Origin of the sequence: Vibrio kasasachensis (assembly GCF_050337565.1) — a bacterium.
Taxonomy (GTDB): Bacteria; Pseudomonadota; Gammaproteobacteria; order Enterobacterales; family Vibrionaceae; genus Vibrio; species Vibrio kasasachensis.
Genome location: NZ_JAKJTB010000007.1, coordinates 1 through 6,199 on the forward strand (window position 1 = coordinate 1; position 6,199 = coordinate 6,199).

At 43.9% G+C, this 6,199-nt stretch carries 2 protein-coding genes and 3 pseudogenes; all 5 read right to left on the reverse strand.

What is annotated here, in order from left to right; genetic code table 11:
• A pseudogene (locus L4C38_RS00250) lies at nt 1-153 on the reverse strand (transposase); the annotation flags it as partial.
• 138 nt (nt 154-291) lie between these two features.
• A pseudogene (locus L4C38_RS00255) lies at nt 292-708 on the reverse strand (transposase); the annotation flags it as partial.
• A gap of 140 nt (nt 709-848) precedes the next feature.
• Nucleotides 849-1,052 (reverse strand): annotated as a pseudogene (locus tag L4C38_RS00260) (transposase); the annotation flags it as partial.
• A 206-nt stretch (nt 1,053-1,258) separates the two neighbouring features.
• The gene (locus L4C38_RS00265; RefSeq protein WP_428795533.1) at nt 1,259-1,564 is read right to left on the reverse strand and encodes a hypothetical protein; all 306 of its coding nucleotides are present in this window, start codon (nt 1,562-1,564) and stop codon (nt 1,259-1,261) included.
• 73 nt (nt 1,565-1,637) lie between these two features.
• A partial coding sequence (locus L4C38_RS00270; protein WP_428795534.1) for a hemagglutinin repeat-containing protein occupies nt 1,638-6,199 on the reverse strand: 4,562 nt, incomplete at its 5' end.

The following is a 6,199-nucleotide window of genomic DNA, read 5'->3' on the forward strand; positions in this document are numbered from 1 at the left end:
TAGTTTTTGCTTTATCCACTCGCGGCGATGCTCAAAGCTTTGCTCTGTTAGCGGGTCAACCCCACATAAGAAACTGCGCCTAACACAGCGAGAAACACAGTGATAATACGGTGTGGCATCCACGGATATCTGTTGTTTTCTGGCTGTCGTCATAGTCAATCTCAAGTGGTGTGTAACCCACTCAGGATAAAATACCCAAAAACAACAGCAATACTAAATATCCCAACTTCCAACAAGGTTATCACCAAACCATACTTTGGTTACTTTATGGTGTGTGTCCCTCTAATTCTTAAACCAACTGAGGCTCCATAGGCGAGAGCGCCAAGAGTCAATGATTGACATGCAAGCTTCAGTTTCGGCATCACTGGTTGATTGCCCTGATAACCAACGCGATACTAAGCTTGGAAGTTTGTGCTCTTGTTGCCAGCGTTCAACAACTTCATGATTGGAAAGCGCTTGTGCTTTATCTCGATTGATATGCACTACTAGATGATAGTGGTTGCTCATAATCGCGTAGGCACAAATATCGATGCAGTAGACTTGCGAGAGCGCATATAGCTTTTGCTTTATCCACTCGCGGCGATGCTCAAAGCTTTGCTCTGTTAGCGGGTCAACCCCACATAAGAAACTGCGCCTAACACAGCGAGAAACACAGTGATAATACGGTGTGGCATCCACGGATATCTGTTGTTTTCTGGCTGTCGTCATAGTCAATCTCAAGTGGTGTGTAACCCACTCAGGATAAAATACCCAAAAACAACAGCAATACTAAATATCCCAACTTACAACTAGGTTATCACCAAACCATACTTTGGTTACTTTGCGGTGCCTGTCCTTGTTAATGGTTTCATAATCGCGTAGGCGCAAATATCGATGCAGTAGACTTGTGAGAGCGCATATAACTTTTGCTTTATCCACTCGCGGCGATGCTCAAAGCTTTGCTCTGTTAGCGGGTCAACCCCACATAAGAAACTGCGCCTAACACAGCGAGAAACACAGTGATAATACGGTGTTGCATCCACGGATATCTGTTGTTTTCTGGCTGTCGTCATAATCAGTCTCAAGTGGGGTTTAACCTACTCAGAATAAAAGACCAAATAACAACAGCAATACTGAACATCCCAACTTACAACGAGGTTATCACCAAACCATACTTTGGTTACTTTAGGGTGTGTGTCCTTTTAATTTCCTGTGGGTGGATTGGGTGGTTCTGGGAAGGGACGCCACTCGGATGAGTGGCGTTTTGAAGTAGTTTTAACTATAGAGGTGTTTCAGAGGATATCTCCAGCTTAACTTTCGCAAGTGCAGCATCGAATTCTTTCATATCAGATTTGTCTAAATCTCGTACTGCTGCGTCAATTCGAGAATCAACCATATTCTCCATAAGTTCAGGAATGAATCCAATATCAGGATCTAATTCATTTAAATGATGAAACTCGAGTAAACAAACTGACAAAGCTATTAACGCCAACGGCACTTCATTTGGAAAGATCTCTAGTCGGTATGCTAGTTCGTTGTGCGCGAAGCCAAAGGACTGAATAGGTGACATTCCTAATTCGTCCATAGCTAAATTCATATCTTGCTTTATCGAAATCAAATAATTTGTATATCCCCAAGAGTTCACATCTGTTCTCCATTTATTTTTTAGTGAATACGTTAAGCTGGATGTTTGGATATTTTGACCTAAATTGCTGAATAGCACCACCACAGGATGTGCAAGCCTTAAGTTCAGTGAAAAGATCTATTCTCCCTGTTGCGTTAGGATTATCGCCAAGAACTCTAGCTGTAGTTTCCAGAATTTTAAACTCGCCATCGTATACTCTAGAAAAAGATTCCTTTCCATCAACCACTCCATATTTATTAACTGACAGTGGTTTAAGAATTGTCTCTCCTTGAGGAAGAGGCACAAAACCGTTTTCACCCTTTTGAAAACGACTAAATGCTTTCATCTTATCTGGTAGCCCTGGGATATTCACATCGGCAAGTGCTAGGTTGCCTTTATTTGCCAGCTCTTCAGGTATTTCAGATCTAACATTCACGGCTTGGTTCACGAATACTTCTCGAACTTCTGGGTTGGTAGTATTGTTCAAGTAATGACTAATGGGTTTACTTGTAACACCGTCTTTACTTGTTGATAGATTGGTACTACTAACGTTGCTGTCCGCAGTAACAACGTCTTTTATAGCTTTCTTACCCGATCCCGCTTGATCAACCACATCAACAACTTTATCTAGGGCTTTCCCTCCAGCTTTTGCTATGACAGCCTCAAGTACTAATGTTCCAGCACCCACTGCAGCATCAATAGCAAGGTCGCCAACCGGATTAACATCTCCTTCGTGAGTTTCAGTAGATGCGGAATTAAATGTTGATTCCCCAATTGTAGAACTGTAATCCTCATTGAGCTTGTTAAGCCCTTCGCGACCTTGTTCTAATCCAGCATCAGTACCAAGAGTCGCTAATGCAACTCCAGCAGCACAAGTTACTCCACCGGTACAAATGGCAGCGCCTCCAATTGCACTAGCAGCTGCCCCACCATAGCCAGATACAACGTTGACTATCGCACCGCCTTTAGTTATGCCTTCATCATGTTTGAGAACGGTATCATTAACGCTATCTAACCAATCATGTTCGAACAGCCCTTCTGCATCTTCTCCTAGCATCCCTTTTAAGGAAGCTCCGTCTGCCTGCAACTTCTCGCCAGCATCCTGTAAAGCCGTTAATTGCTTATAGTACGGATCGTTTTCAGGAACCTGCTCAGCGCATTTCACAGAGGCACATGCCAATGCACTTAATTGCACCTTAGCTTGCTGTTTTTGGTTGTTAGTTAGACTTTTATCACTATCAATTCTGCCACGGATATTATCCATGACCTTAGCTTCTTTGTAGCGGTACATGCGATAATCAACCTTGGCACTGCCTACTTGGTTGGCGGTTTTCGTACCGTGTTTAACTGCACTACTGTTTTTGAGGCTCTGTTTGAACTGATTTGAACTTGTGTTGGTTAATACGTTGTCAAACTTGTTTTCTAGTTGAGAAGTGAGCATTTCACCAAATGATTGGGTAATGGCTTCTTGTGTTGCCTCTGACTCATCAGTAAACCAACGGGTAGAGTCTGACTGTAAATCAACCACCTCAATGATTTCTTCACCCACTGATTGCAGTATGTCTTTCTTACCTGCGCCATCCCCACCATCGACGAACACTTCTTGATAGTGTTCGCTGTTTTTATCCGTCACCGTCGCGGCTTTGGTATTTCTGGCAATGGTATCTTTTAGCGAACTGCTGTCTGTTTTACTTCCGTCGTAAAAGTTGAGGTCTTTTAAGTCCAAACCATATTTATCGAGTGCCAACTGAGCCAATTGCTTCGTTGCGCTAGCGGCGGTGTCACCATCTTCCGAACCTAATGCTTCTACTAACTCTTTATGCTCAGGGTTGTGCTTAAGATCTCGAATTAACTCGCTTGCTTTTTGGTTGTTCACCAACAGAACATGAGTGTCTTTACCCCCAAGATTTTCGTTCGCATCAATATCCTCCACAACCTTAGAGACGTTAGCAATTAAATCTCCCATCTTTTCCAGATCGAGCGCAATATCCTCCCATCCATCCTTACTAAACAGCCGATGGTCAATCGTGACATCAAAATCACCTTGTTCTCTATCAACGCTATAAAGTGCTTTGTCACCTTTTTCTATATCTCTGTTCAGTCGAACTAAATCTGATTCTTCATCTCGTACCGTAATATTTCCCTGCCCTACGGTGGCAAGTGTCTTAGTCTTGGAGTAGTGGCTCGTGTTTGAGTGGACCAGCGAGGTCTTGCCTTTCGACCAATCAATGACTGTGCTGCCATCTTCTTCATCTTCACCAATAGAAAAACCAGTATTACCACTAAAGTTCTTATTTTGATCAAAATGAGTATTTGAAAGATCAACGAAATCAATCGAGCCCGTTTCGAGGTTCACCTTTCCGAGATCATTGCCACTTTTATCGACAGTCGCGATTTTGGCGCCTTCTAATTGCGTGTGATTGCCAACGTTGATGTTGATCTCACCGCCCGATTCTAGCGATGTTAAAACAGTTTCTTTTGATGACGAACGACCACTAGATAAGCGGATCCCACCATTTCCACCGGAAAATTCACCCGCACCATCTAGGTTTTTAATGAGTCCTTGTTTAGCTCCGCTTTTATGAAGCTCTCCTCCCGTTAAGCTAGCACCTGCTGATATTCCCTTACCTTTGCTACTTGAGCTCGCTCGGTTCTGCTCAGACGCAATCGTTAGATCGCCGCCAATATTCATATTTATGCCGCTATCAGCAATAATATTCGCACCTTTAATCAAGGTATCTGAATCTGATTCGATGACTATCTCGTTGCCTTCAACCAAACTGTTGTTAAACGTCGTCGTTCGGGACTCAGATTCATTTTTATCGACACTTGCACTCAGGTTTATGCCACTTGCCGCACCGTAAACAGTTACTGAAGCTCCAATTGAACCCGATTTACTGCTAGAACTAGCTTGGCTGGTATCTTTTGATGCCAAAATCTCAACTTTATTCCCCGATATTTGGGTTTTGTTCTTTGCGATAAGATTTGAACCTTGAACGGTAACTTGTTCATTTTCCGCCATTCCCGACGATATTTTTATGTTCTGCCCTAGTAAGTTAGAACCCACAGACTGTGTTGAGCTGTTGCGAGATTCTGTTTCTGTCGCTTCGATGTCGAGATGTATACCTGCATTAAAACCCAATGTGGCAATACTGGGGCCCGTCGCTCCGGCTTGTTGGCTCAAAGCTAGTGATTTTGAGACTACATCTTTGGCCGCTAACGCAATATTAGCGACATACCACTCTTTATCCCCTTCGACAGCAATGACGAGATCTCGTAGTTCTTCAATATCATCAAATGCAACCCCTGGGATTTTATTGCGATAGTCATCTTCAAGCCCTTCGAGGGTCCCTTTTAACGATGTAATCTGTTTCTTAAACTGTTTATACGATTCTTTTGCTTCTTCTAGCGCATCTTTTGAGTCCAACAATGATTTTGCCGCTTTTACTACTTCCACCGCCTGATGCTGAACCACTAAGCTCACTTCGGCTTTGCCGTGCAGCTCATCTCTTTGGCTTGTTTGTGTGTCCTTGGCTTCTTTAATAGTGATGCTATCTTTCGCCGCTAGGCTTATATCACCCGAGTTGGAGTTATCCGCATCTGCAAATAAGTTGGAGCCTTCGACAACGATGTCGGATTCCGCGTTAATCGCAATGTCTTCGCCCGCTTGAAGCTGGCTGCTTTGGTTGGTGGTGGTATCTATTTGCTCATCGACTTTGTCGTAAGTGGCTTCGCCAATGCTGTATTTGAATTGACCATTTTCAAACGTGCCGCCTTTTAGAACGTCCATGTTGAGCTTCACTTCAATTTTTTCTTCACTTGAAAATTGATGCTTAGACTCTTTGGCGGCGACGATTTCGACATTGCCGGTATCTGCGTGGGCGTTGATGCTCTCTTGCGCATTAAGCTGCGAGCCAATCACCTTTACTGAGCCACCGCTGGCGTTAATGTCACCACCCGATTGAATGGTACTGGCTTTGGCGGTTTTCGATTCTACACCACTGCGTTTTTTCTCCATTTCAAACAGGCTACCGCCTGATAAGAAGCTGGTTTTTTCGCTCCACTGTTGCGCTTGTTTTAGTTCTTCACCAGCGCTGACCAACAGTTGGTCAAGTGCCTCTAAATCAACATTACCCCCTGCGACGACATTGCTGGCAATCACGCCAATATCATTCCCCGCGGCAATGTTGACGTTGGCACCAGTGATAACATTGGCGCTGTTGAGTAAGGTCGCATCATCAATGCTGCCTTGGCGTTTACCACTTAGCCCACCCAGACCCTTTTTAATTGATTCTTCTCGGTGGTACTGTTTATAAGATTGTGCCGCGAGTACCACGTCGCCATCCGCAGAAAGGTTGACGTTTTCAGAGGCATTTAGGTTTGCACCAACCAGTTGTATATCGCTCTCCCCCCCCGACAGTTGCACTCCTTCAATTTTGTGGGCAGAGATATTGATGTTCTCACCAGAAAGCGCGCTGCCTTTTACGGTTTCGTTATAGCTTTCACGAATGGTGGTTTTTGAGCGACCAAAGGATTTTTTAACGGTTTTCTTGAAGTAGCTATAGTCACTGTCATTCACCGCGAGGATGTTAACGG

Bases quoted from the DNA above. Each gene is read 5' to 3' on its own strand.
- L4C38_RS00265 (WP_428795533.1), bottom strand. From the start codon at position 1,564: ATGGACGAATTAGGAATGTCACCTATTCAGTCCTTTGGCTTCGCGCAC.